The organism is Pseudomonas sp. ICMP 10191, from assembly GCF_001467335.1.
Taxonomy (GTDB): domain Bacteria; phylum Pseudomonadota; class Gammaproteobacteria; order Pseudomonadales; family Pseudomonadaceae; genus Aquipseudomonas; species Aquipseudomonas cerasi.
This window is the reverse complement of record NZ_LKGW01000001.1, coordinates 98,953-121,670: the sequence shown is the minus strand read 5'-3', so window position 1 is coordinate 121,670 and position 22,718 is coordinate 98,953. Positions and strand designations below refer to the sequence as shown.

Sequence of the window (22,718 nt, the reverse complement as noted above, 5' to 3'; positions counted from 1 at the left end):
CCGTTGCAAGCCCGTGCGCGTCTAGCCGTGCCGGATGCCGCGCACTTCGTCGACGCCACGGTTGGCGAGCTGGTCGGCACGCTCGTTGCCAGGGTGGCCGATGTGCCCGCGCACCCATTGCCATTTCACCGTGTGGCGACTGACCTGTTCATCCAGAAGCTGCCACAGATCGGCGTTTTTGACCGGCTCCTTGGCAGCGGTTTTCCAGCCGCGCTTCTTCCAGTTGACCATCCACTCGGTAATGCCTTTCATCACGTACTGAGAGTCGGTCACCAGCGTCACTTCGCAAGGGCGCTTGAGTTCTTCAAGCCCGCGAATCGCACCGGTCAATTCCATCCGGTTGTTGGTGGTATTGGCTTCGCCACCCCACAACTCTTTTTCGACGCCCTTGCACACCAGCAGGGCCCCCCAACCGCCCGGGCCAGGATTACCCTTGCAGGCACCGTCGGTGAAGAGTTCAACGCTATCGCTCATTACGACCTTTCCAGAATGATGGGCTTCATGTGCAGCAAGGCGTTATTCAAGCCTGGTCCTGAGTGTTGCGGCTGACCTTGGCCATCGGCATTGGGATCAGCTTGCCGATGGGGTCGCGGCGCACCTGACGCAAGGGCCTGAGGCCGACCACCAGTTTGCGCGCCACCAGTACATAGAAGCCGCCACCGGGGCTCTGACGCCCCTCGCCAAGGCGTTCGAGCCCTGCAAGACGCGACTGCCATGCTGCTGAAGCAAGGGGCGGACGATAGCATCCGAAGCGCCGTTTCTCCAGCGCGAAGCCCAGCAGATTCAGCCAGTCAGCGACCCGCGAGGATGAAATGCAGCGCGCCTTGCGCAACGCATCCCGCGCGAATACGTGACGTATGCCCCAGGTGCTCCAGGGGTTGATGCCGATAATCAGCAAGTGCCCGCCCGGCCGCACGCTGCTGGCCGCTTCGCGCAGCAGGCCGTGGGGCGACAGGCAGAAATCCAGGCCGTGCTGCAACACCACGACATCGGCCGCGTGCTCACTCAATGGCCACGCCTGTTCCTCACAGACGATCTCGACACCCGGCAACGGCGCACCAAGGCGTACATTGCGCTGCACCTGGGGAGCCACTGGCGGGCTTTCCGCCGACGGGCCGTAATGCACCAGATAGCCGCCGAAGTACCGCCCCAGCTCTTCGTCGAGAATGCGCCGTTCCTCTTCGAGCAGAAGCTGCCCGAGCGGCCCGGAAAGCCATTCACGGGCAGCGCGGATCAATGCAAGCCACTCAGGATCAGCCTGAGCGAACGCTTCATCGGTCATGAGTTCTCCTCCAGAGGTGCTCGCATACAGCGGCAACAGACTCTAAGATGCACCATTGTCTGCCGCTATGCGAACTGCGCCATGATACAGATCCACGCCCTTCCTGCTTTCAATGACAACTACATATGGTTGTTACAAGACCTTTCGAGCCAGCAGTGCGCTGTCGTCGATCCGGGCGACGCGAAGCCGGTGCTGGGCTGGCTGGCGCAGAATCCCGACTACCGGCTGACCGATATCCTGATCACCCACCACCACAATGATCATGTGGGCGGCGTTGCGGAACTCAAGCAGTCGACCGCGGCGCGCGTGCTGGGCCCTGCAGCCGAACCCATACCGGCACGCGATGTCGCGCTGGTCGACAATGACCGACTGACCGTGCTGGGCCTTGAATTTGTAGTGCATGCGGTCCCTGGTCATACGCTGGGGCATATCGCGTTCTATCACGAGGACGCCACGACCCCCCTGCTGTTCAGCGGCGACACGCTGTTTGCTGCTGGCTGCGGACGGTTGTTCGAGGGTACGCCGCAACAGATGCACGTTTCTCTCAGCCGCCTGGCCGATCTGCCGGACAGCACACTGATCTACTGCGCTCACGAATACACGCTGAGCAATCTGCGCTTTGCGCAGGCCGTCGAGCCCGACAATGTCGATATCGCCGAACGCCTGGCCGAAGTGACGCGCTGGCGCAGCGAAAATCGCATCAGTCTTCCGTCGAATCTGGCCCTGGAAAAACGTACCAATCCGTTCCTGCGTACCGGGGAAACATCCGTTAAAGAAAAAGCGGACGAACGGAACGGCGGGCAAAACACCTCGCAGAGTGCGGTCTTTGCCAGCTTGAGGGCCTGGAAAGATAAGTTCTGACCCGACCTTAAAACCGCAATAAAATTCTGAAAGGTTGACCGACGGCAGGCTGCTTCCTAGAATCGCCCGACATTTTCGTCTGGATGTACCCCCCGAACAATGTCGTCATCTACCAGCAAGCCTTCACATTCGGACGCATTGACTCGGTTGGCTCAGGCCATGGCCGTCACCGCGAGTGCCCTTCTGGCCGGTTGCCAGAGCACCGCCAGCGTCGACCCGGTCAATAGCCATCGCGCGCCTAACCTGGCCGCCGGCATCAAGCAAAAACCGATTTTCCTGTCGCATAAGCCTGCCACCCCTCTCGCACCTCCACAGGATGTCTGGGAGCGCATGCGTCAGGGCTTTCAACTGCAACAAGGCAATGATCAGAACCCCCGCATCGATCAACAGCGCCTGTGGTTCGCCAACAACCCTTCCTTTCTGGAAAACGCTGGCGAGCGCGGCAGCCTGTACATGCACTACATCGTCGAGCGCCTTGAAGAACGCAACATGCCGCTGGAACTGGCGCTGCTTCCGGTCATCGAAAGCGCCTACAACCCGATGGCCGTTTCGCGCAGCCAGGCGGTCGGCCTCTGGCAGTTCATCCCGTCGACCGGGCGTTACTTCAACCTGCGCCAGACCAGCTTTTATGACGGACGTCGCGACATCCAGGCCTCGACCGTTGCGGCACTGGATTACCTGACCCGCCTGCATGACATGTTCAACGGCGACTGGCTGCTGGCCCTGGCAGCCTACAACGCCGGCGAAGGCACGGTGAGCCGCGCCATCGAGCGCAATGACAAACTCAACCTGCCGACCGATTACTGGAACCTGCCGCTGCCGCAGGAAACCCGCGATTACGTGCCCAAGCTGCTGGCCCTGTCCCAGGTGGTGTTGTCGCCGGAAGCTTACGGCGTCAATCTGAACCCGATCGCCAACCAGCCCTACTTCGAAGTCGTCGAGCTCAACAAGCGTGTCGACCTGTCCAAAGTGGCCAGCGCCGCCGATATCGACGAAGACGAGCTTATCCAGCTCAACCCCGCCTACAAGAAGCGCCTGACCGTCGATGGCCCCCAGCACCTGCTGGTGCCCACTTCCAAGGCGCAACTGCTGACGGCCAGCCTGCTGACCATGAAACAGGAAGAACTGGTCGCCTGGCAGCCTTATCGGGTGCGCAAGGGCGATACCCTAGAAAGCCTGGCCAGTCGTTATCAGGTCACGGTCAGCTCGCTCAAGGGCAATAACAAGCTGTCCGGCAACCGCCTGAAGGTCGGTCAATCACTGAGCATACCGGTCAAGCCGGGCATGCAGAATTCACAACCCGTGTTCGAAGCGCTGGCCAGCAACGACAAGCCGTCACGTACCCGAAGCTACAAGGTGCGCAGCGGTGACAACCTGACCACCATCGCGCAAGCCAACAAGGTGGATGTCGAAGACCTGCAACGCTGGAACAAGCTGACCGGCAAGAAGCTCAAGGTCGGCCAGACGCTGGTCATGCAGGACACCAGCAAACCTGCCGGCAAAGCCGCCAGCAAGTCGGTCGCCAGCACCGGTGGCAAGGACAGCGAAAAGAAATCCATGCAGTACAAGATCCAGAAAGGCGACTCGATGTACCTGGTCGCCAAGCGCTTCAACGTCGAGATGCAACATCTCAAGCGCTGGAATCCACGTAGCGGGCAGGCTCTCAAACCCGGCCAGACCCTGACCGTTTACCTGCCACACTGATGCGCACGGCCACTTGCCCTTCGATAACCTTGGGGCGGGTGTCCGATGCAGCCCGGCAGCGCCATCACCTGCAGTCTTTTTCCAGCTGGAACAAGCTGTTACTGTTAGCGACCCGAAAGCCCAGGCCGTCTGGATCGTGATACGTCCCTTCCTGCTGACCCTCAGCCTGGCCTTGAGCTTCTGCGCCAACGCAGCCATCACCGAAAGTCATGGTTACGCGCAGTTTGGTGTTCTCAAGTACCCGGCCAGCTTCACTCATTTCGACTGGGTCAATCCCGAGGCGCCGAAAGGTGGCACCCTGAGAATGATGGCCTTCGGCACGTTCGACACGTTAAACCCCTACACATTCAAGGGCAGCAGCCCGGTCTCGACTGGCAACTTCCTGCAGTATGGTGTCAACGAGCTGAATGAACCGCTGATGGTCGGCACAGGCCAATACGACCCATCCGGCGATGAACCGACCTCCAGTTACGGGCTGATCGCCCAGTCGGTGGAATACAGCGAGGACCGCAGCTGGGTGGTGTTCAACCTGCGCCCGCAGGCGCGCTTCCATGACGGAAAGCCCATCACCGCCTACGACGTGGCGTTTTCCTACCGGACACTGCTCAAGGACGGTCACCCCCAATACCGCACCGCCTTGCAGGAAGTGCAGCGCGTGGACATTCTCAACCGTCATCGCATCCGGTTTGTCTTCAAGCGCTCGGGCAACCCGCTGCTGATCCTGCGCCTGGGCGAACTGCCGGTGTTGCCGCAACATTACTGGAAGGACAGGGATTTCAAGGCGACTACCTTCGAGCCGCCGCTGGGCAGTGGCCCTTACCGCATCACTCGCGTGCAGCCGGGTCGGCAACTGGTGTTCGAGCGGGTCAAGGATTACTGGGGCAAGGACTTGCCGGTCAACCGCGGCAAATACAATTTCGACCGGGTCGAGGTCGAGTTCTATCGCGACAGCGACGTGGCGTTCGAAGCGTTCAAAGCGGGTGAATTCGACATCTACATCGAGCATCAGGCCAAGAACTGGGCCAGTGGCTACGACTTCCCCGCGGTGGCCAATGGTCAGGTGATCAAGGCGCAGATCCCCCACCGCATACCGACACAGACCCAGGGACTGTTCATGAACACCCGGCGCGCCGCCTTCGCCGACATCCGCGTGCGCGAAGCCCTGGGTCTGCTGTTCAATTTCGAATGGACCAACCGCACGCTGTTCAGCGACGCCTATGACCGCTCGATCAGCTACTACCCCAACAGCGAGTTTTCCGCGACGGGCCTGCCGACCGGGGCCGAATGGCTGCTCCTGGCGCCCTACCGCGATCAGTTGCCCGCCAGCCTGTTCACCCAGCCGTTCGCCCCGTCGAAAACCGATGGTGGCGCAATCCCGCGCGAGACCTTGCGCAAGGCCCTGAAGCTGCTTGCCGAGGCTGGCTGGACGCTGTCGGACAAGGGTTTGCTCAATGCCGACAAGCAACCGTTGCGCTTCGAGATCCTGCTGGTCAACCCCAACCTCGAACGCATTCTGCAACCCTACATCGAAGACCTGCGCCGCCTGGGGATCAATGCAGGGCTGCGCACCGTCGACCGCGCCCAGTACAAGCAACGTCTGGACCGTTTCGATTTCGACATGATTCTGATGACCCTGCAACAGACTCTGAGCCCCGGTCTGGAGCAGTGGCAGTATTTCCATTCCAGTCAGGCTGCGATCAACGGCAGCAAGAACTACGCGGGTATCGCCAACCCCGTGGTCGATGCCCTGCTGAACAAACTGCTGGCCGCGCAAACCCGGGACGAACAGGTCGCCGCGGCGCGGGCGCTGGACCGCGTATTGCTGTCTCAGCACTACAGCATCCCCAACTGGTATCTGAATAATCATCGGCTTGCCTATCGCAACCGATTCGCCATGGTCACTACACCGCCCTACACTCTGGGGCTGCGTGCGTGGTGGCTCAAGACTCTGGAGAAGCCCCGATGAACCCTCTGCACTCCCTGCGCTCGCAGGCAGCAGGCCTGCTGCTGGCCAGCCTCGCCTGCACAGTACAGGCTGCGCCTCAGCATGGCGTGACGCTGTATGACGAAGCGCCGAAGTACCCGGCTGATTTCAAGCACTTCGACTACGTGAACCCGGATGCCCCCAAGGGCGGCACGCTGCGTCAGGCAGGCTTCGGCGGCTTTGACAGCTTCAACCCGTTCATCAACAAAGGCGTACCGGCAGACGATATCGGTCTGATCTACGACACCCTTGCCCGCTCGAGCCTGGATGAGCCATTCACTGAATACGGACTGATCGCGGGCAAGATCGAGAAGTCCCCGGACAACAGCTGGGTGCGTTTCTATCTGCGCCCCGAGGCGCGCTTTCATGACGGCCACCCGATCCGCGCCGACGACGTCGAATTCAGCTTCAAGACCCTGATGGAGCACGGTTCGCCCATGTACAAGGGCTACTACGCCGACGTCGATCAGGTCATCGTCGAAGATCCGCTGCGCGTGCTGTTCAAGTTCAAGCACAAGGGCAGCCGCGAGTTGCCGCTGATCCTTGGCCAGTTGCCGGTGCTGCCCAAGCATTTCTGGGCCGATCGCGATTTCAGTAAGGGCAACCTGGACTTCCCGCTGGGCAGCGGCCCCTACAAGGTCGCCGACGTGAAGGCCGGTCGTTCGGTGAGTTATGAGCGGGTCAAGGATTACTGGGCAAAGGACCTGCCAATCAACAAGGGTTTCTACAACTTTGACGTGCTGACCACCGACTACTACCGCGACAATACGGTAGCGCTGGAGGCCGGCAAGGCCGGGCAATTCGACTATTGGCTGGAAACCAGTGCCAAGAACTGGGCAACCGCTTACGACACGCCCGCAGTGCGCGACGGCAGGCTGATCAAGGAAGAGCTTCCCAATGGCAACCCGACGGGCATGCAGGGCTTTGTCTTCAACCTGCGCAAGCCCGTGTTTCAGGACGTCAGGGTCCGTGAGGCGCTGACTCTGCTGCTGGACTTCGAGTGGACCAACAAACAGCTGTTCAACGGCTCGTACAGCCGCACCAAAAGTTATTTCGACAACTCGGAAATGGCCGCCAGCGGCCTGCCGTCTGCCGAAGAACTCAAGCTTCTGGAACCGTTGCGCGGCAAGATTCCGGATCGCGTGTTCAGCGAACCCTTCACCCTGCCGGTCACCGATGGCAGCGGTATGATCCGTCCGCAGCAGCGCCGGGCCTTCCAGCTGTTGCAGGAGGCGGGCTGGAAGATCGTCGACGACAAGATGGTCGACGCGCAGGGCAACCCGGTAAAAATCGAGTTTCTGATGGCCCAGACCGAGTTCGAGCGCATTCTGCTGCCTTACAAGCGCAACCTTAGCGACTTGGGTATCGAGCTGGTGATTCGTCGGGCCGACGTGTCGCAATACATCAACCGCCTGCGCTCGCGGGACTACGACATGATTGTCACTGGCTATCCGCAGTCCAGCTCGCCAGGTAACGAGCAGCGCGTGTACTTCGACTCATCCAGCGCCGACAACCCGGGCAGCCGCAACTTCATGGGCCTCAAGGACCCTGCGGTGGATGAGCTGGTCAACGGCCTGATCAACGCCGACTCACGGCAAAGCCTGATCACCCATACCAAGGCACTGGACCGTGTGCTGCTGTGGGGCTTTTACGTCGTTCCGAACTGGCACATCAAGACCTGGCGGGTGGCTTACTGGAATCACCTCGACCATCCCAAGGCCGAAGCACTTTCCGATATCGGCCTGATGACCTGGTGGGCCAGGCCGGATGTCAAACCGGTGGCCGCGACCCCGTCAGCCCCTGATCAGGCCAAGCCTGCGAACGCGGAGCAATAACATGCTGGCTTATATTCTGCGACGGCTGCTGCTGATCATCCCTACCCTGCTCGGCATCCTGATCATCAACTTCGTCATCATTCAGGCCGCCCCCGGTGGCCCGGTCGAACAGATGATCGCCAAGATCGAAGGCTTCGATGGCGCCACCAGCCGGATAGCCGGGGGCGGCGCCGAAGTATCGGTGGCCGGCTCCAACTACCGCGGCGCGCAAGGCCTGGACCCGGCATTGATCAAGGAAATCGAACGCATGTACGGTTTCGACAAGTCGGCGCCGGAACGCCTGTGGATCATGATCAAGAACTACGCCACGCTGGATTTCGGCGACAGCTTCTTTCGTGATGCCAAGGTCATCGACCTGATTGTCGAGAAAATGCCGGTGTCCATTTCCCTCGGGTTATGGAGCACCCTGATCATGTACCTGGTGTCGATCCCGCTGGGGATTGCCAAGGCCACGCGCCACGGCAGCCAGTTCGACGTATGGACCAGTTCGGCAATCATTGTCGGCTATGCCATTCCGGCGTTCCTGTTCGCGATTCTGCTGATCGTGGTGTTTGCCGGGGGCAGCTACTTCAACTGGTTTCCACTGCGCGGGCTGACCTCCAACAACTACGACGAACTGAGCACGCTGGGCAAGCTATTCGATTACTTCTGGCATCTGGTTTTGCCAGTCACCGCACTGGTGATCGGCAACTTTGCCACCATGACGCTGCTGACCAAAAACAGCTTTCTCGACGAAATCAGCAAGCAATACGTGACCACGGCCAAAGCCAAGGGCCTGAGCAACCACAAGGTGCTCTACGGCCATGTGTTTCGCAACGCGATGCTGCTGGTGATCGCAGGCTTCCCGTCGGCGTTCATCGGTATCTTCTTCACCGGCTCGCTGCTGGTGGAAGTGATCTTTTCGCTGGACGGCCTGGGCCTGATGAGTTTTGAAGCCGCGATCAACCGCGACTATCCGGTGGTGTTCGGCACGCTGTTCATCTTCACCCTGCTGGGGCTGGTGGTGAAGCTGATCGGCGATATCACCTACACCCTCGTAGACCCGCGCATCGACTTCGAAAGCAGGAAGCATTGATATGAAGCTGTCTCCTCTCAATCGCCGTCGCTTCGAACGCTTCAAGGCCAACAGGCGTGGCTGGTGGTCATTGTGGCTGTTCCTGATTCTGTTCGGCCTGAGCCTGGGCGCCGAACTGATCGCCAACGATAAACCGCTGGCTGTGCGCTACGACGGCCACTGGTATTTCCCGGTATTCGAGCGTTACCCGGAAACCACCTTCGGTGGCGAATTCCCGCTGGAAGCCAACTACAAGAGCCCATACATCAAGGAACTGCTCGCCGCGAAGGATGGCTGGACCCTGTGGGCGCCCATCCCGTTCAGCTACCAGAGCATCAACTACGACCTGAAAGTCCCTGCTCCGGCGCCGCCTTCGCGGGAGAACCTGCTGGGCACCGATGATCAGGGCCGTGACGTCCTGGCGCGGGTGATCTACGGTTTCAGGATTTCGGTACTGTTCGCCCTGACCCTGACCATCCTCAGCTCGATCATCGGCGTCATTGCCGGCGCCTTGCAGGGTTTCTATGGCGGCTGGGTCGACCTGCTGGGCCAGCGCTTCCTCGAGGTCTGGTCGGGCCTGCCGGTACTGTATCTGCTGATCATCCTTGCCAGCTTCGTACAACCCAACTTCTGGTGGTTGTTGGGCATCATGCTGTTGTTTTCCTGGATGAGCCTGGTGGACGTGGTGCGCGCCGAGTTCCTGCGTGGCCGCAATCTGGAATACGTAAGGGCCGCGCAGGCGCTGGGCATGGAGAACGGCGCAATCATGTTCCGCCATATCCTGCCCAACGCCATGGTATCGACCATGACCTTTCTGCCGTTCATTCTCACCGGGGCCATCGGCACCCTGACGGCGCTGGACTTTCTGGGCTTCGGCCTGCCCGCCGGCTCGCCGTCACTGGGCGAGCTGGTAGCGCAGGGCAAATCCAACCTGCAGGCGCCCTGGCTGGGCATCAGCGCCTTCGCTGTGCTGGCCATCATGCTGAGTCTGCTGGTGTTCATCGGCGAATCCGCCCGCGATGCTTTCGACCCAAGGAAATAAGATGAACAATGACAATCTGATCGAAATCCGCGATCTGGCGGTCGAGTTCGTGACGGGCGACTCGCGGCAACGCGTGGTCGAGAACATCAGCTTCGATATTCGTCGTGGTGAAACGCTGGCGCTGGTCGGCGAAAGCGGTTCGGGCAAGTCAGTCACCGCGCACTCAATCCTGCGCCTGCTGCCCTACCCCATCGCCAGCCACCCGAGCGGCACGATCCGCTACGCGGGTGAAGACCTGCTGAAGGTCGAAGAGAAAAAACTGCGTTCGATCCGTGGCAACCGCATCGCCATGATCTTCCAGGAACCAATGACCTCGCTCAATCCGCTGCATTCGGTGGAAAAACAGATCAACGAGGTGCTGGGCCTGCACAAGGGCCTGACTGGCAAGGCCGCCACCGAGCGCACGCTGGAGCTGCTCGATCTGGTCGGCATACCTGAGCCACACAAACGCCTCAAAGCGCTGCCACACGAGCTTTCAGGTGGCCAGCGTCAGCGTGTGATGATCGCCATGGCCCTGGCCAATGAACCCGAGCTGCTGATTGCCGACGAACCGACCACTGCGCTGGATGTGACGGTACAGCTGAAAATCCTCGAACTGCTCAAGCAGTTGCAGGCTCGCCTGGGCATGGCACTGCTGCTGATCAGCCACGATTTGAACGTGGTAAGGCAAATAGCCAACCGAGTATGTGTCATGCAGCGCGGTTGCATCGTCGAACAGGCATCGTGCGAAGAATTGTTCCGTTCGCCGCAACATCCTTACACTCAAGTGTTGCTCAGCGCGGAGCCCAGCGGCGGTCCATCGACCAACACCGCCGGCGCCCCGCTGCTTGAAGTCGAGGACCTGAAAGTCTGGTTCCCGATCAAAAAAGGCCTGCTCAAGCGTACGGTCGACCACGTCAAGGCGGTGGACGGCATACGTTTCAGCCTGCCGCAAGGGCAAACACTGGGTATTGTGGGTGAAAGCGGGTCGGGCAAATCGACGCTGGGCCTGGCGATTCTTCGACTGATCGGCAGTCAGGGCACCATACGGTTCAAGGGCAACGCGCTAGAATCCCTGTCGCAACAGCAAATCCGTCCGCTGCGCAGGCAGATGCAAGTGGTTTTCCAGGACCCGTTTGGCAGTTTGAGCCCGCGCATGTCGGTGGCTGAAATCGTTGGCGAAGGCTTGCGAATCCACGGCATGGGTACGGCGGCCGAACAGCAGACGGCGATTATCGAAGCGCTCAGGGAGGTTGGTCTGGACCCGGATACCCGGCACCGCTACCCTCACGAGTTCTCCGGTGGCCAACGCCAGCGGATCGCCATTGCACGTGCGCTGGTCTTGAAGCCGGCGCTGATTTTGCTGGACGAGCCGACCTCGGCCCTCGACCGGACCGTACAGCGTCAGGTCGTCGAGCTGCTTCGCTCGCTGCAAACCAAGTACAACCTGACGTATTTGTTCATCAGCCATGACCTGGCTGTCGTCAAAGCGCTGAGCCACCAGTTGATGGTGGTCAAGCAAGGCCAAGTGGTCGAACAGGGTGCAGCGCAGGATATCTTCGCCGCACCGCAACATCCTTATACACAGCAGCTGCTGGAGGCCGCCTTCCTGGCGCCGGTAGCTGTCGATTAACCTGAACCTGAAGAGGAACAACACATGGGTTTTCTCGCCGGTAAGCGCGTCCTGATCGTCGGTGTCGCCAGTAAACTGTCCATCGCATCCGGTATTGCCGCCGCCATGCATCGTGAAGGCGCAGAGCTTGCCTTCACCTACCAGAACGACAAACTCAAGGGTCGTGTCGAAGAGTTCGCCGCAGGCTGGGGTTCGGGCCCTGAGCTGTGCTTCCCTTGCGATGTGGCCAGCGACGAAGAGATCAACAAGGTCTTCGAAGAGCTGAGCAAGAAGTGGGACGGCCTGGACGTGATCGTTCACTCGGTCGGCTTCGCGCCTGGCGACCAGCTCGATGGCGACTTCACCGAAGCCACCACGCGCGAAGGTTTCCGCATCGCTCATGACATCAGCGCCTACAGCTTCGTGGCCCTGGCCAAGGCCGGTCGCGAAATGATGAAGGGCCGCAACGGCAGCCTGCTGACCCTGTCCTACCTGGGCGCAGAGCGCACCATGCCCAACTACAACGTCATGGGCATGGCCAAGGCCAGCCTGGAAGCTGGCGTTCGTTACCTGGCCGGCAGCCTCGGCCCGGAAGGTACTCGCGTCAATGCTGTATCGGCCGGCCCGATCCGCACCCTGGCCGCGTCAGGCATCAAGAACTTCCGCAAGATGCTGGCGGCCAACGAAGCGCAGACCCCTCTGCGCCGTAACGTCACCATCGACGAAGTCGGCAACGCCGGCGCGTTCCTGTGCTCCGACCTGGCGTCGGGCATCAGCGGTGAAATCATGTACGTCGACGGCGGCTTCAACACCACCGCGATGGGCAGCATGGANGAAGGCCGCTCAATGAGCGGCCTTCTTTGTTTACGCGTTTCGAGCCTAGAACTTCTCGATCTTCGCCTTGCTTTCCAGCTGTGCACGGTACGCCGCGAAATCCTGCTGCCCCTCGCGGGAGGCGAGGAAGCGACGGTATTGTGCCTTCTCGGCGTCAGTCGGCGCAGCCGCCTGGTTGACGCCATTGAGACGGACGATCACGAAGCTGCCGTCCGAAGCAGTGATGCTGGCGAATTCCGGCTTGTCCTTGCCTGCCGGCTTGGGCATGCGGAACAGCGTCTGCAGCACTTGAGGGTCAACCCCTTCCTGACTGCGAGTGACCGCTTCCATCATCTTCCAGTCACGACCGTCCTGCTTGGCAGCCAAAGGAATCTTGCCCTCACGCAGACCGGCCAGCAGCGCCTCGCCCTTGGCCTTGGCAGCTGCCGAAGCATGCTCCTTGACCAGTTGAGCGCGAATCGAGCTGGCAACGCTCTCAAGTGGCAACTGCTGCGGTTGCAGGTGCTCTTTGGAGCGCACCACCACAACGGTTTCCGGATCCAGCTCCAGCGTGTTGCTGTTGGCGCCTTCTTCCAGCACTTCAGGGCTGAATGCCGCCTGGATGACCGCACGGTTGGCCGTCAGGCCTTCGCCGCCCTCACGACCGAACGGTGCAGTGGTCTGAACCTTCAGGCCCAGGTCCTGTGCCGGCTGGGACAGGTCGGACGATTCGAACGCCGAGTCTTCCAGTTGCTTGGTCACTTCGACAAACTTCTGCTCGACCAGCTGCGATTTCAAATCGTTGGTCAGCTTGCCTTTCAGACTGGCAAAGGTCGGCACCGAAGGTGCTTCAACGCCCAGCAGCTTGATCAGGTGCCAGCCGAAATCGGTACGCACCGGCTGCGAAACCTGATCCTTGTTCAAGGCATACAGTGCCTCTTCGAAAGCCGGGTCATAGACACCCTTGCCTGCGTAGCCCAGATCACCGCCCTTGTTGGACGAACCAGGGTCCTGCGAGTATTCCTTGGCCAATGCCGCGAAATCCTCACCCTTGGCCAGACGCTGCTGAATTTCTTCAATCTTCGCCTTGGCCTGCTCGTCATTCAGCTTGTCGTTCACTTCGATCAGGATGTGTGCCGCACGACGCTGTTCGGACAGATTGGCGATTTCCTTCTGATAAGCCGCCTGCAGGTCCTCGTCCTTGACCTGCACCTTGTCGAAGAAGGACGACTTCTTCAATTCGATGTAGTCGAGTACGACCTGCTCAGGGCTCATGAACTCCTTGGCATGCTCGTCGTAATGCGCCTTGACTTCGTCATCGGTCACCTTGACCGCCGAGGTATCGGCAGGCAGGGTCAGCGACGCGAAATCACGGGTCTGCTTTTCGAGGCGTGCGAAGGCTTCAACCTGTGCGTCGGTTACAAAGGCACTGCCGGCAACACCTGCACGCACCTGACCGATGAGCATTTCCTGACCCAGCATCTGGCGGAACTGCAGACGGCTGTAACCCAACTGGCGAATCACCTGATCGAAACGGTCAGCGCTGAATTTACCGTCCACCTGAAATTCAGGCGTCTGCAAAAGCTGCTGATCCAGTGCCGCGTCGGAAAACGAGAACTTGGCATCCGCCGCGCCTTGCAGCAGCAGCTTGCGGTCGATCAGGCCCTTGAGCGCTGATTCGCGCAGCAGCTTTTCATCCAGCATGGCAGGATCGAAATCCTTGCCCAGCTGTTGCGAAAGCTGCTGAGCCAACTGGCGGCGCTGCATGTCGACAGCCTGGCTCAACTCATTCTGAGAGATGTCCTCGCCGTTGACTTCAGCCGCGTTCTGCTTGTTGCTGGTAGCGGTAAACATCGCTTCGATGCCGGTGAAGGCCATCAAGGCGATGATGAGTCCGATAATTGTCTTGGCAATCCAGCCTTGTGAATTGTCCCTGATGTTCTGCAGCATTGCGTCCCCCAAAACGGTTGTACTGACTAACCAACCGCGGAGCGTGGGTAGAAAGCGGATAGAAGAAAGGCGCATCCGAGGATGCGCCTTCTCGTAACTGACGAAGCGGTAGGGCTCGAACCCCTCGGTGTCGCAACCGAGTGCACCACCGCTCCGCTACTGGATCAGGACAGGCCCGATCCAGCGGGCAAAGGCATAGAGAGGCTTAGTTGACAGCTTCTTTAAGAGCTTTACCGGCTTTGAAACCTGGTTTCTTGGCAGCAGCGATTTCCAGCGTCTTGCCAGTCTGAGGGTTGCGACCGATGCGAGCAGGACGATCAGTCACGGAGAACGTACCAAAGCCAACCAAAACAACCGAGTCGCCAGCCTTCAGAGCGCCAGTGACGGATTCGATCACTGCGTCCAGCGCGCGGCCAGCAGCAGCTTTCGGGATATCAGCAGATGCAGCGATAGCATCAATCAGTTCCGACTTGTTCACTCTAAGTCCCCTTATCTCTATATTGAGTATGTTTCTAAGTTTTAGGTGTTAAGCAAAACGAGCGCTGGAAGGCTTGCCAGTGATTGCTTTAAAGAGCGGCTTTATAACAAGGGCTCTAAAAAGCTGTCAAGGAAGCCTGCCCAGACTTAATGCGTGCTAATTCTGTCCTTAGAGTCAGACTCGCGCTTCTCTTCCTTGGCGACCAGATCTGTAGCCACGTCCGGCAAAGGCTCCGGCGCGTATTGCAGCGCAATTTGCAGGACTTCGTCAATCCATTTAACGGGCTTGATCTGCAGATCCTGCTTGATATTGTCAGGAATCTCCTTCAAATCACGCACGTTTTCTTCTGGAATGATCACCGTCTTGATTCCGCCACGGTGTGCAGCCAGCAGTTTTTCCTTCAAACCACCAATCGCCAGCACTTGACCACGCAAAGTAATTTCGCCCGTCATTGCCACATCCGCACGCACAGGGATCTGCGTAAGCGCCGAAACAAGGGCGGTGCACATGCCCACACCAGCGCTCGGTCCATCCTTCGGCGTGGCGCCTTCCGGCATGTGGATATGCGTGTCGTGTTTCTCGTGGAAATCAGCTGGAATGCCCAGGCTACGAGCCCGGCTGCGAACCACGGTCTGGGCTGCGGTAATGGATTCGACCATCACATCCCCGAGCGAACCGGTCTTGATCAACTGGCCCTTGCCCGATACCACGGCAGCCTCGATGGTCAGCAATTCACCACCCACCTGCGTCCACGCCAGGCCGGTGACCTGACCGATCTGATCCTGCTGCTCTGCCAGCCCGTAGCGGAACTTGCGCACGCCCAGGAAGTGCTCGAGCATGTCGGCTGTGACCTGAACCGCGAAACGTTTTTCCATCGCGTGCTCTTTGACCGCCTTGCGGCAGACCTTGGCAATCTGACGCTCAAGCCCGCGCACGCCCGCTTCACGGGTGTAGTAACGGATGATGTCGCGGATCGCATCCTCATCAAAACTGATCTCACCTTTCTTCAAGCCGTTGGCCTGAATCTGCTTGGGCGAGAGGTACTTGACGGCGATGTTGATCTTTTCGTCTTCGGTGTAGCCCGGCAGGCGAATGACTTCCATCCGGTCCAGCAAGGCTGGCGGAATGTTCATCGAGTTCGACGTGCAAAGGAACATCACGTCCGAAAGATCGTAGTCGACCTCAAGGTAGTGATCGTTGAAATTGTGGTTCTGCTCGGGATCAAGCACCTCGAGCAATGCCGACGCCGGATCGCCACGCATGTCGCTGCCCATCTTGTCGATTTCGTCAAGCAGGAACAGCGGGTTGCGAACGCCCACCTTTGTCATCTTTTGTATCAATCTTCCTGGCATCGAACCAATGTAAGTCCGGCGATGACCACGAATTTCAGCCTCGTCACGCACGCCGCCGAGTGCCATCCGCACGAATTTACGGTTGGTTGCGTTGGCGATGGACTCGGCCAGGGAGGTTTTACCCACACCCGGTGGACCTACCAGACACAGCACAGGGCCACGAATCTTCTTCACGCGCTTTTGCACGGCGAGGTATTCGAGGATGCGTTCCTTGACCTCGTCCAGACCGTAATGGTCGGCATCGAGAATCGCTTCGGCACGCGCAAGGTCCAGACGTACCTTGCTCTGCGCCTTCCACGGCACCTGAACCAGCCAGTCGATGTAGGAACGCACCACGGTCGCTTCGGCGGACATCGGCGACATCTGCTTGAGCTTGTTCAGCTCGGCATTCGCCTTGGTCAGAGCGTCCTTGGGCAGACCTGCGGCATCGATGCGCTTTTTCAGCTCTTCGATTTCGTTGTGGCCTTCGTCGCCATCGCCCAGTTCCTTCTGAATGGCCTTCATCTGCTCATTCAGGTAGTACTCGCGCTGGCTGCGCTCCATTTGCTTCTTAACGCGACCGCGAATGCGCTTTTCGACCTGCAGCAGGTCGATTTCGGCATCCAGCAAGGCCAGCACATGCTCGACACGGGCTGACAGGTCGATAATCTCGAGTATTTCCTGCTTCTGCTCGATTTTGAGCGCCATGTGCGCGGCCATGGTGTCAACCAGGCGACCAGGCTCATCGATGCTGTTAAGCGACGACAGGACCTCTGCGGGGACCTTCTTGCCCAGTTGCACATACTGCTCGAATTGAGCCAGCAGGCTGCGCACGAACACTTCGGATTCACGGTCCGGTGCATCGACTTCGTCGATCAGCGAGACGTCTGCGCGGTAGTGGCCATCGACTTCGATAAAACGCTCTACCGAACCACGCTGCTCACCTTCGACCAGCACCTTGACGGTGCCATCGGGCAGCTTGAGCAATTGCAATACGGTTGCAATGGTGCCGACGCTGTACAGAGCCTTTTCATCAGGATCGTCGTCAGCCGGGTTTCTTTGCGCGAGCAGCAGGATCTGCTTGTCGCCTGTCATTGCCGCTTCAAGGGCTTCGATAGACTTCTCGCGCCCCACGAACAGCGGGATAACCATGTGCGGATAAACCACGACATCACGCAATGGCAAGAGAGGCAATTCAATAGTGGTCTTCATGATTTCGCCTCTACGGCGGCCAATTGGCCGGGACAGATGGAATTAGCTTGAAGCCAAGATGGGGGTAGCGTCAGAAAAAAACAAGCTCTAGAGGCGCGACCCGCCAAGATCAGTTTCTTCATACAAAACGAATGAACAGCCTAAAAATGCAAAAGGGGACCAAAAAGGCCCCCTTCAGTATTACTTCACACGCATATGAACATGCGTTTATGCGTCGGGAGCAACCTTGGCAGGCGGCTCGTTGTTTTCGTAGATCAACAACGGCTTGGACGTGCCATCGATAACGCTTTCGTCGATCACCACCTTGCTCACATCGCTTTGCGACGGGATTTCGTACATGGTGTCGAGCAGCACGCCCTCGAGAATCGAACGCAGGCCACGGGCACCGGTCTTGCGCTCCAGCGCGCGACGGGCAACCGATTTCAGCGCATCGGTACGGAACTCGAGGTCCACACCTTCCATCTCGAACAGCTTGGCATACTGCTTGGTCAGTGCGTTCTTCGGCTCGGTGAGGATCTGTATCAAAGCAGCCTCATCCAGCTCGTCCAGCGTTGCAAGCACCGGCAGACGGCCCACGAACTCGGGGATCAGACCGAACTTGACCAGATCGTCAGGTTCGACTTCACGCAGCGACTCGCCGACCTTCTTGCCCTCCTCCTTGCTGCGAACCTCGGCGTTGAAGCCGATGCCGCCACGGGTGGAACGGTTCTGAATGACCTTTTCCAGGCCCGAGAAGGCGCCACCGCAGATAAAGAGAATATTACGCGTGTCCACCTGCAGGAATTCCTGCTGCGGGTGCTTGCGACCACCTTGAGGCGGAACGGAAGCCACGGTGCCCTCGATCAGTTTCAGCAAGGCTTGCTGCACGCCTTCACCGGACACGTCACGAGTGATCGAAGGGTTGTCGGATTTGCGCGAAATCTTGTCGATTTCGTCGATGTAGACAATACCCATCTGGGCCTTCTCGACATCGTAATCACATTTCTGCAACAGCTTCTGGATAATGTTTTCGACGTCCTCACCCACATAACCGGCTTCGGTCAGGGTGGTGGCGTCAGCGATGGTGAACGGTACGTTGAGCAGGCGAGCCAGAGTTTCGGCCAGCAACGTCTTGCCGGAACCCGTAGGTCCGATCAGCAGGATGTTACTCTTGCCCAGTTCGACGTCGTCGTTTTTCTTGTCACGCTGATTCAGACGCTTGTAGTGGTTGTACACCGCTACTGCGAGAACCTTTTTGGCACGTTCCTGACCGATTACATACTGGTCAAGGATGCCGCTGATTTCTTTTGGCGAAGGCAATTTATGCGCGCTGCTTTCGGCCTGGGCTTCCTGCACCTCCTCACGGATGATGTCGTTGCACAGGTCGACGCACTCGTCGCAGATAAAGACCGAGGGGCCGGCAATCAATTTGCGCACTTCATGCTGGCTTTTGCCACAGAAGGAGCAATAGAGCAATTTGCCGTTGTCCTCGCCGTTGCGGGTGTCAGTCATTCGATCGATCCAATCCGGTAGGCTTGCAACACAAGATGAAGGCTATTGCGGGCTTTTTCAAGTCCGCAGGCGGTCGGTTGTCCCGACCCCCTACATTTTGAGCCGCTTAGGCAGGCATTTGACGCTTGTTGATCACCGAGTCGATCAGGCCGTATTCGGCTGCACGCTCTGCGCTCATGAAGTTGTCACGCTCGGTATCGCGCTCGATGGTTTCGAGGCTCTGGCCGGTGTGATGAGCCAGCAGCGAGTTGAGACGATGACGAATGTGCAGGATTTCCTTGGCATGGATGTCGATGTCCGACGCCTGACCCTGGAAACCGCCCAGCGGCTGGTGAATCATCATTCGCGAGTTGGGCAGGCAGTGACGCTTGCCTTCTGCACCGCCGGCCAGCAGGAATGCACCCATGCTGCAAGCCTGACCGATACAGATGGTCGAAACGTCCGGCTTGATGAACTGCATGGTGTCGTAGATCGACATGCCTGCAGTCACCGAACCGCCCGGCGAGTTGATGTAGAGATGGATATCCTTGTCCGGGTTTTCCGCTTCAAGGAAAAGCAGTTGCGCCGCGATAAGGTTGGCCATGTAGTCCTCTACCGGACCCACCATAAAGATGACTCGCTCCTTGAGAAGGCGCGAATAGATGTCATAGGCGCGTTCGCCACGGGCGGACTGCTCGATAACCATCGGGACCAGGCCGCCAGCGGCCTGGATGTCAGAGTTCTGCTGAATATAAGAATTGCGGGACATGTCCTGCATTCACTCCCAAATAGTCGAGTCTTGAATACGCACAAGCCAGCGCGAAGGCTGGCTTGTGGGTGTTTTCGCACGAAAAGAGAAATCAGTCGGCTTTTGGAGCTTCCACCGGCTTGACAGCTTCTTCGTAGGAGACCGATTTGTCGGTCACGCTAGCTTTCTGCAAAACAGTATCTACAACTTGCTCTTCAAGCACAACAGAACGTACCTCGTTCATTTGCTGCTCGTTCTTGTAGTACCAGGCAACGACCTGCTCAGGCTCCTGATAGGCAGAGGCCATTTCCTGAATCATTTCGCGAACGCGAGCATCATCAGGCTTGAGGTCGAACTGCTTGACGACCTCGGCAACGATCAGACCCAGCTCGACGCGGCGCTTGGCCTGCTCTTCGAACAGCTCTGCCGGCAGCTGGTCAGGCTTGATGTTGCCACCGAACTGCTGAACGGCCTGCACACGCAGACGGTTGACTTCGTTTTCCAGCAGCGCCTTGGGCACTTCGATCGGGTTGGCGGCCAGCAGACCGTCCATGACCTGATTCTTGACCTTGGACTTGATCGCCTGACGCAGCTCGCGCTCCATGTTCTTGCGAACTTCGGTGCGGAAGCCTTCGATACCGGTTTCCTTGATACCGAACTGCTTGAAGAACTCTTCGTTCAGCTCAGGCAGCTTTGGCTCGGAAACGGTGTTGACGGTCACGGTGAACTCGGCAGCCTTGCCGGCCAGCTCGAGGTTCTGATAGTCCTCTGGGAAGGTCACGTTCAGAACGCGCTCTTCACCGGCCTTGGCGCCAACCAGACCGTCTTCGAAACCAGGGATCATGCGGCCCGAACCCAGCACCAGCTGGGTACCGGCAGCGGAACCGCCAGCGAACACTTCGCCGTCGACCTTGCCGATGAAATCGATGTTCAACTGGTCTTCGTTCTGGGCAGCACGATCAGCCACTTCGAAACGAACGTTCTGCTTGCGCAGCACTTCAAGCATGTTGTCCAGATCGCTGTCGGCCACGTCGGCAGACAGGCGCTCTACGGAGATGCTATCGAAGCCGGCAACGGTGAATTCCGGGAATACTTCGAAAGTAGCCACGTATTCCAGATCTTTGCCTTTTTCGAACGACTTGGGCTCTACAGCAGGAGCACCAGCCGGGTTCAGCTTCTGCTCAACCACAGCTTCATAAAAAGTAGCCTGAATCAGATCGCCCAGTGCTTCCTGACGTGCGCCGTCCTCGTAACGCTGACGAATCACGCTCATAGGCACCTTGCCAGGGCGGAAGCCCGGGATCTTGGCTTTGCGCGCGGTCTGTTGCAGACGCTTGTTGACTTCGGTCTCGATGCGCTCGGCAGGCACGCCAATGGTCATGCGGCGCTCAAGAGCGGAAGTATTTTCAACAGAAACTTGCATGGATATTCCTCGTTGCACAGACGTTAGCCGGCCGTTTCCGACCCCAGAATCAAGGGCATGCATTCTAGTGGGTCAAACTCAAGAAGTCACCCTACTGAAAAAGGGCGGGTTAACAAGAAGGAATCGGCCTGCAGCCGGAGGAGAAAGGAAAACACCTCGCATCACTCGCGACGTGTCTGGCACGGCCCCTATATAAGGAAGCATCTGCACCGGACGATGACCGAATCCATCTGCATAGCACGCCTCGATCGACCGACGGCGACAGGGCCGACGGACCAGCGAGGCGATGGAACGAATACGCCAAAACAAAAAAAGCCGCACTAGGCGGCTTTCTTTTTGTACCTTTTTGCAACCGAAACACTGATAGTCGGCTACATTTATCCTGGTGCGGACGGAGAGACTCGAACTCTCACACCTTGCGGCGCTGGAACCTAAATCCAGTGTGTCTACCAATTCCACCACATCCGCATTTCAGACTTTTAAAGCAAAGGCGCCAGACTATGAATCTGGCGCCCTTCTTAATATGGGGTGGACGATGGGGTTCGAACCCACGACCGCAGGAGTCACAATCCTGTGCTCTACCAACTGAGCTACGCCCACCATATTGCGCGTGACGATGCAACTTACTTGCTGTGCCAAAGCTGCCTTAAATGGCGCACCCGGCAGGACTCGAACCTGCGACCATCCGCTTAGAAGGCGGATGCTCTATCCAGCTGAGCTACGGGCACTTATATAATTTGTATTCTTGCGATAACAAACTAAAAGGCTTTCAATCAATCACACCGAGCTGATTTGCAACTCTGCCTGACCGAATCAACCAGTGCTAGCTTAACCAGTGCTGGGCTCTGCCCGGCAAGTGCGACGAATCTTATAGACGGCCCCTGGGGTCGTCAACCTTTTTTTGAAAAAAATTCAGCTAGATAAAGGAGTTAGCTGAATATGCAAAGCAATCGCCTTTGCCCTCGCGCCATGTCATGCGAGAATGCGCGCTCATTTTATTTCCTCTCGATGGTTAATCACGCGTCATGACTGCAAAACTAATCGACGGCAAGGCGATCGCCGCCAGCCTGCGCCAGCAGATCGCCAAACGTGTCGCCGAACGTAGCCAGCAAGGTCTGCGTACGCCGGGCCTCGCGGTGATTCTGGTCGGCAGCGACCCCGCGTCTCAGGTCTATGTCTCTCACAAGCGCAAGGACTGCGAGGAAGTCGGCTTTATCTCCCAGGCCTACGACTTGCCCGCTGAGACCACTCAGACCGCACTGACCGATCTGATCGACCGCCTCAACGAGGATGCCGCTGTCGACGGCATCCTGCTGCAACTGCCCTTGCCTGCGCACCTCGATGCTTCGCTGCTGCTGGAGCGCATTCGCCCGGACAAGGACGTGGACGGTTTCCATCCTTATAACGTGGGCCGTCTCGCCCAGCGCATCCCGCTGCTGCGCCCGTGCACCCCAAAAGGCATCATCACCCTGCTGGAAAGCACCGGTGTCGACCTGTACGGGCTGGATGCCGTCGTCGTCGGTGCGTCCAACATCGTCGGTCGCCCAATGGCAATGGAACTGCTGCTGGCGGGCTGCACCGTCACGGTGACCCACCGTTTCACCAAGGATCTGGCAGGCCATGTAGGTCGTGCCGATCTGGTGGTGGTTGCCGCCGGCAAGCCAGGCCTTGTCAAAGGCGAATGGATCAAGCCAGGTGCCATCGTCATCGATGTCGGCATCAATCGCCAGGAAGACGGCAAGCTGGTAGGCGACGTGGTTTACGAGACCGCCCTGCCCCGCGCCGGCTGGATCACTCCGGTTCCGGGCGGCGTTGGCCCCATGACCCGCGCCTGCCTGCTGGAAAACACGCTGTACGCCGCAGAAACCCTGCACGACTGATCAGCCTGCAGCAATAAAAAACGGCACCTTCAAGGTGCCGTTTTTTTTACCTCGACAAAA

General features: G+C 58.7%; 16 protein-coding genes, 3 tRNA genes and 1 pseudogene. 9 read left to right on the top strand and 11 right to left on the bottom strand.

From position 1 onward, the window contains the following. Positions 1-21: 21 nt before the first annotated feature. On the bottom strand, positions 22-474 hold the full coding sequence (gene rnhA, locus AO388_RS00430; RefSeq protein ID WP_003368579.1) for a ribonuclease HI: 453 nt from the start codon (positions 472-474) through the stop codon (positions 22-24). Between the two features lie 46 nt (positions 475-520). Beyond that, positions 521-1,282, bottom strand: coding sequence for a methyltransferase domain-containing protein (locus AO388_RS00425; RefSeq protein ID WP_004414023.1), 762 nt, complete (start codon positions 1,280-1,282; stop codon positions 521-523). A gap of 81 nt (positions 1,283-1,363) precedes the next feature. Here AO388_RS00425 and gloB point away from each other — a divergent pair, with 81 nt between their 5' ends. The 8 genes and pseudogenes from gloB to fabI form a co-directional block, all read left to right on the top strand. After that, positions 1,364-2,143 carry a hydroxyacylglutathione hydrolase gene (gloB, locus tag AO388_RS00420; RefSeq protein WP_058415896.1) on the top strand — a complete coding sequence of 260 codons (780 nt, stop codon included), beginning with the start codon at positions 1,364-1,366 and terminating at the stop codon, positions 2,141-2,143. A 99-nt stretch (positions 2,144-2,242) separates the two neighbouring features. Continuing rightward, a complete protein-coding gene (locus AO388_RS00415; protein WP_003368575.1) occupies positions 2,243-3,847 on the top strand; it encodes a lytic transglycosylase domain-containing protein in 1,605 nt (534 codons plus the stop codon). A 136-nt stretch (positions 3,848-3,983) separates the two neighbouring features. Beyond that, positions 3,984-5,813 carry an extracellular solute-binding protein gene (locus tag AO388_RS00410; protein WP_004414028.1) on the top strand — a complete coding sequence of 610 codons (1,830 nt, stop codon included), beginning with the start codon at positions 3,984-3,986 and terminating at the stop codon, positions 5,811-5,813. Then, on the top strand, positions 5,810-7,666 hold the full coding sequence (locus AO388_RS00405; RefSeq protein WP_003368572.1) for an extracellular solute-binding protein: 1,857 nt from the start codon (positions 5,810-5,812) through the stop codon (positions 7,664-7,666). Before AO388_RS00410 ends, AO388_RS00405 begins: the two co-directional genes overlap by 4 nt. Before the next feature lies 1 nt (position 7,667). Next, on the top strand, positions 7,668-8,741 hold the full coding sequence (locus AO388_RS00400) for a microcin C ABC transporter permease YejB (protein ID WP_004414031.1): 1,074 nt from the start codon (positions 7,668-7,670) through the stop codon (positions 8,739-8,741). A gap of 1 nt (position 8,742) precedes the next feature. Beyond that, positions 8,743-9,762: an ABC transporter permease gene (locus AO388_RS00395; RefSeq protein ID WP_058415895.1), complete on the top strand. Its 1,020-nt coding sequence runs from the start codon at positions 8,743-8,745 to the stop codon at positions 9,760-9,762. A gap of 1 nt (position 9,763) precedes the next feature. Beyond that, entirely contained in the window at positions 9,764-11,374 is a 1,611-nt protein-coding gene (locus AO388_RS00390) for an ABC transporter ATP-binding protein (RefSeq protein WP_004414034.1), read from the top strand. A 24-nt stretch (positions 11,375-11,398) separates the two neighbouring features. Beyond that, a pseudogene (fabI, locus tag AO388_RS26720) lies at positions 11,399-12,190 on the top strand (enoyl-ACP reductase FabI); the annotation flags it as partial. Positions 12,191-12,232: 42 nt separating this feature from the next. Here the strand turns inward: fabI and AO388_RS00380 are convergent. From AO388_RS00380 to AO388_RS00340, 9 genes are all read right to left on the bottom strand, one after another. Further along, the gene (locus AO388_RS00380; protein ID WP_058415893.1) at positions 12,233-14,116 is read right to left on the bottom strand and encodes a SurA N-terminal domain-containing protein; all 1,884 of its coding nucleotides are present in this window, start codon (positions 14,114-14,116) and stop codon (positions 12,233-12,235) included. 205 nt (positions 14,117-14,321) lie between these two features. Then, positions 14,322-14,594 carry an HU family DNA-binding protein gene (locus tag AO388_RS00375; RefSeq protein ID WP_002552737.1) on the bottom strand — a complete coding sequence of 91 codons (273 nt, stop codon included), beginning with the start codon at positions 14,592-14,594 and terminating at the stop codon, positions 14,322-14,324. 146 nt (positions 14,595-14,740) lie between these two features. Then, positions 14,741-17,137 carry an endopeptidase La gene (gene lon / locus AO388_RS00370; protein WP_003368560.1) on the bottom strand — a complete coding sequence of 799 codons (2,397 nt, stop codon included), beginning with the start codon at positions 17,135-17,137 and terminating at the stop codon, positions 14,741-14,743. Positions 17,138-17,344: 207 nt separating this feature from the next. After that, positions 17,345-18,628 carry an ATP-dependent Clp protease ATP-binding subunit ClpX gene (gene clpX / locus AO388_RS00365; RefSeq protein WP_003368559.1) on the bottom strand — a complete coding sequence of 428 codons (1,284 nt, stop codon included), beginning with the start codon at positions 18,626-18,628 and terminating at the stop codon, positions 17,345-17,347. Between the two features lie 106 nt (positions 18,629-18,734). After that, a complete protein-coding gene (gene clpP / locus AO388_RS00360) occupies positions 18,735-19,376 on the bottom strand; it encodes an ATP-dependent Clp endopeptidase proteolytic subunit ClpP (RefSeq protein ID WP_002552734.1) in 642 nt (213 codons plus the stop codon). A gap of 91 nt (positions 19,377-19,467) precedes the next feature. Continuing rightward, complete coding sequence (gene tig, locus AO388_RS00355) at positions 19,468-20,778, bottom strand: trigger factor (RefSeq protein WP_058415892.1); 1,311 nt, start codon at positions 20,776-20,778, stop codon at positions 19,468-19,470. Positions 20,779-21,161: 383 nt separating this feature from the next. Continuing rightward, positions 21,162-21,246: transfer RNA gene (locus tag AO388_RS00350), tRNA-Leu, on the bottom strand. Between the two features lie 56 nt (positions 21,247-21,302). Next, positions 21,303-21,378 (bottom strand) — tRNA-His (locus AO388_RS00345). A 51-nt stretch (positions 21,379-21,429) separates the two neighbouring features. Further along, positions 21,430-21,506 (bottom strand) — tRNA-Arg (locus AO388_RS00340). A 297-nt stretch (positions 21,507-21,803) separates the two neighbouring features. Between AO388_RS00340 and folD the strand changes: the two genes are divergently transcribed. Next, positions 21,804-22,658: a bifunctional methylenetetrahydrofolate dehydrogenase/methenyltetrahydrofolate cyclohydrolase FolD gene (folD, locus tag AO388_RS00335; RefSeq protein WP_003368557.1), complete on the top strand. Its 855-nt coding sequence runs from the start codon at positions 21,804-21,806 to the stop codon at positions 22,656-22,658. Positions 22,659-22,718 lie beyond the last annotated feature (60 nt).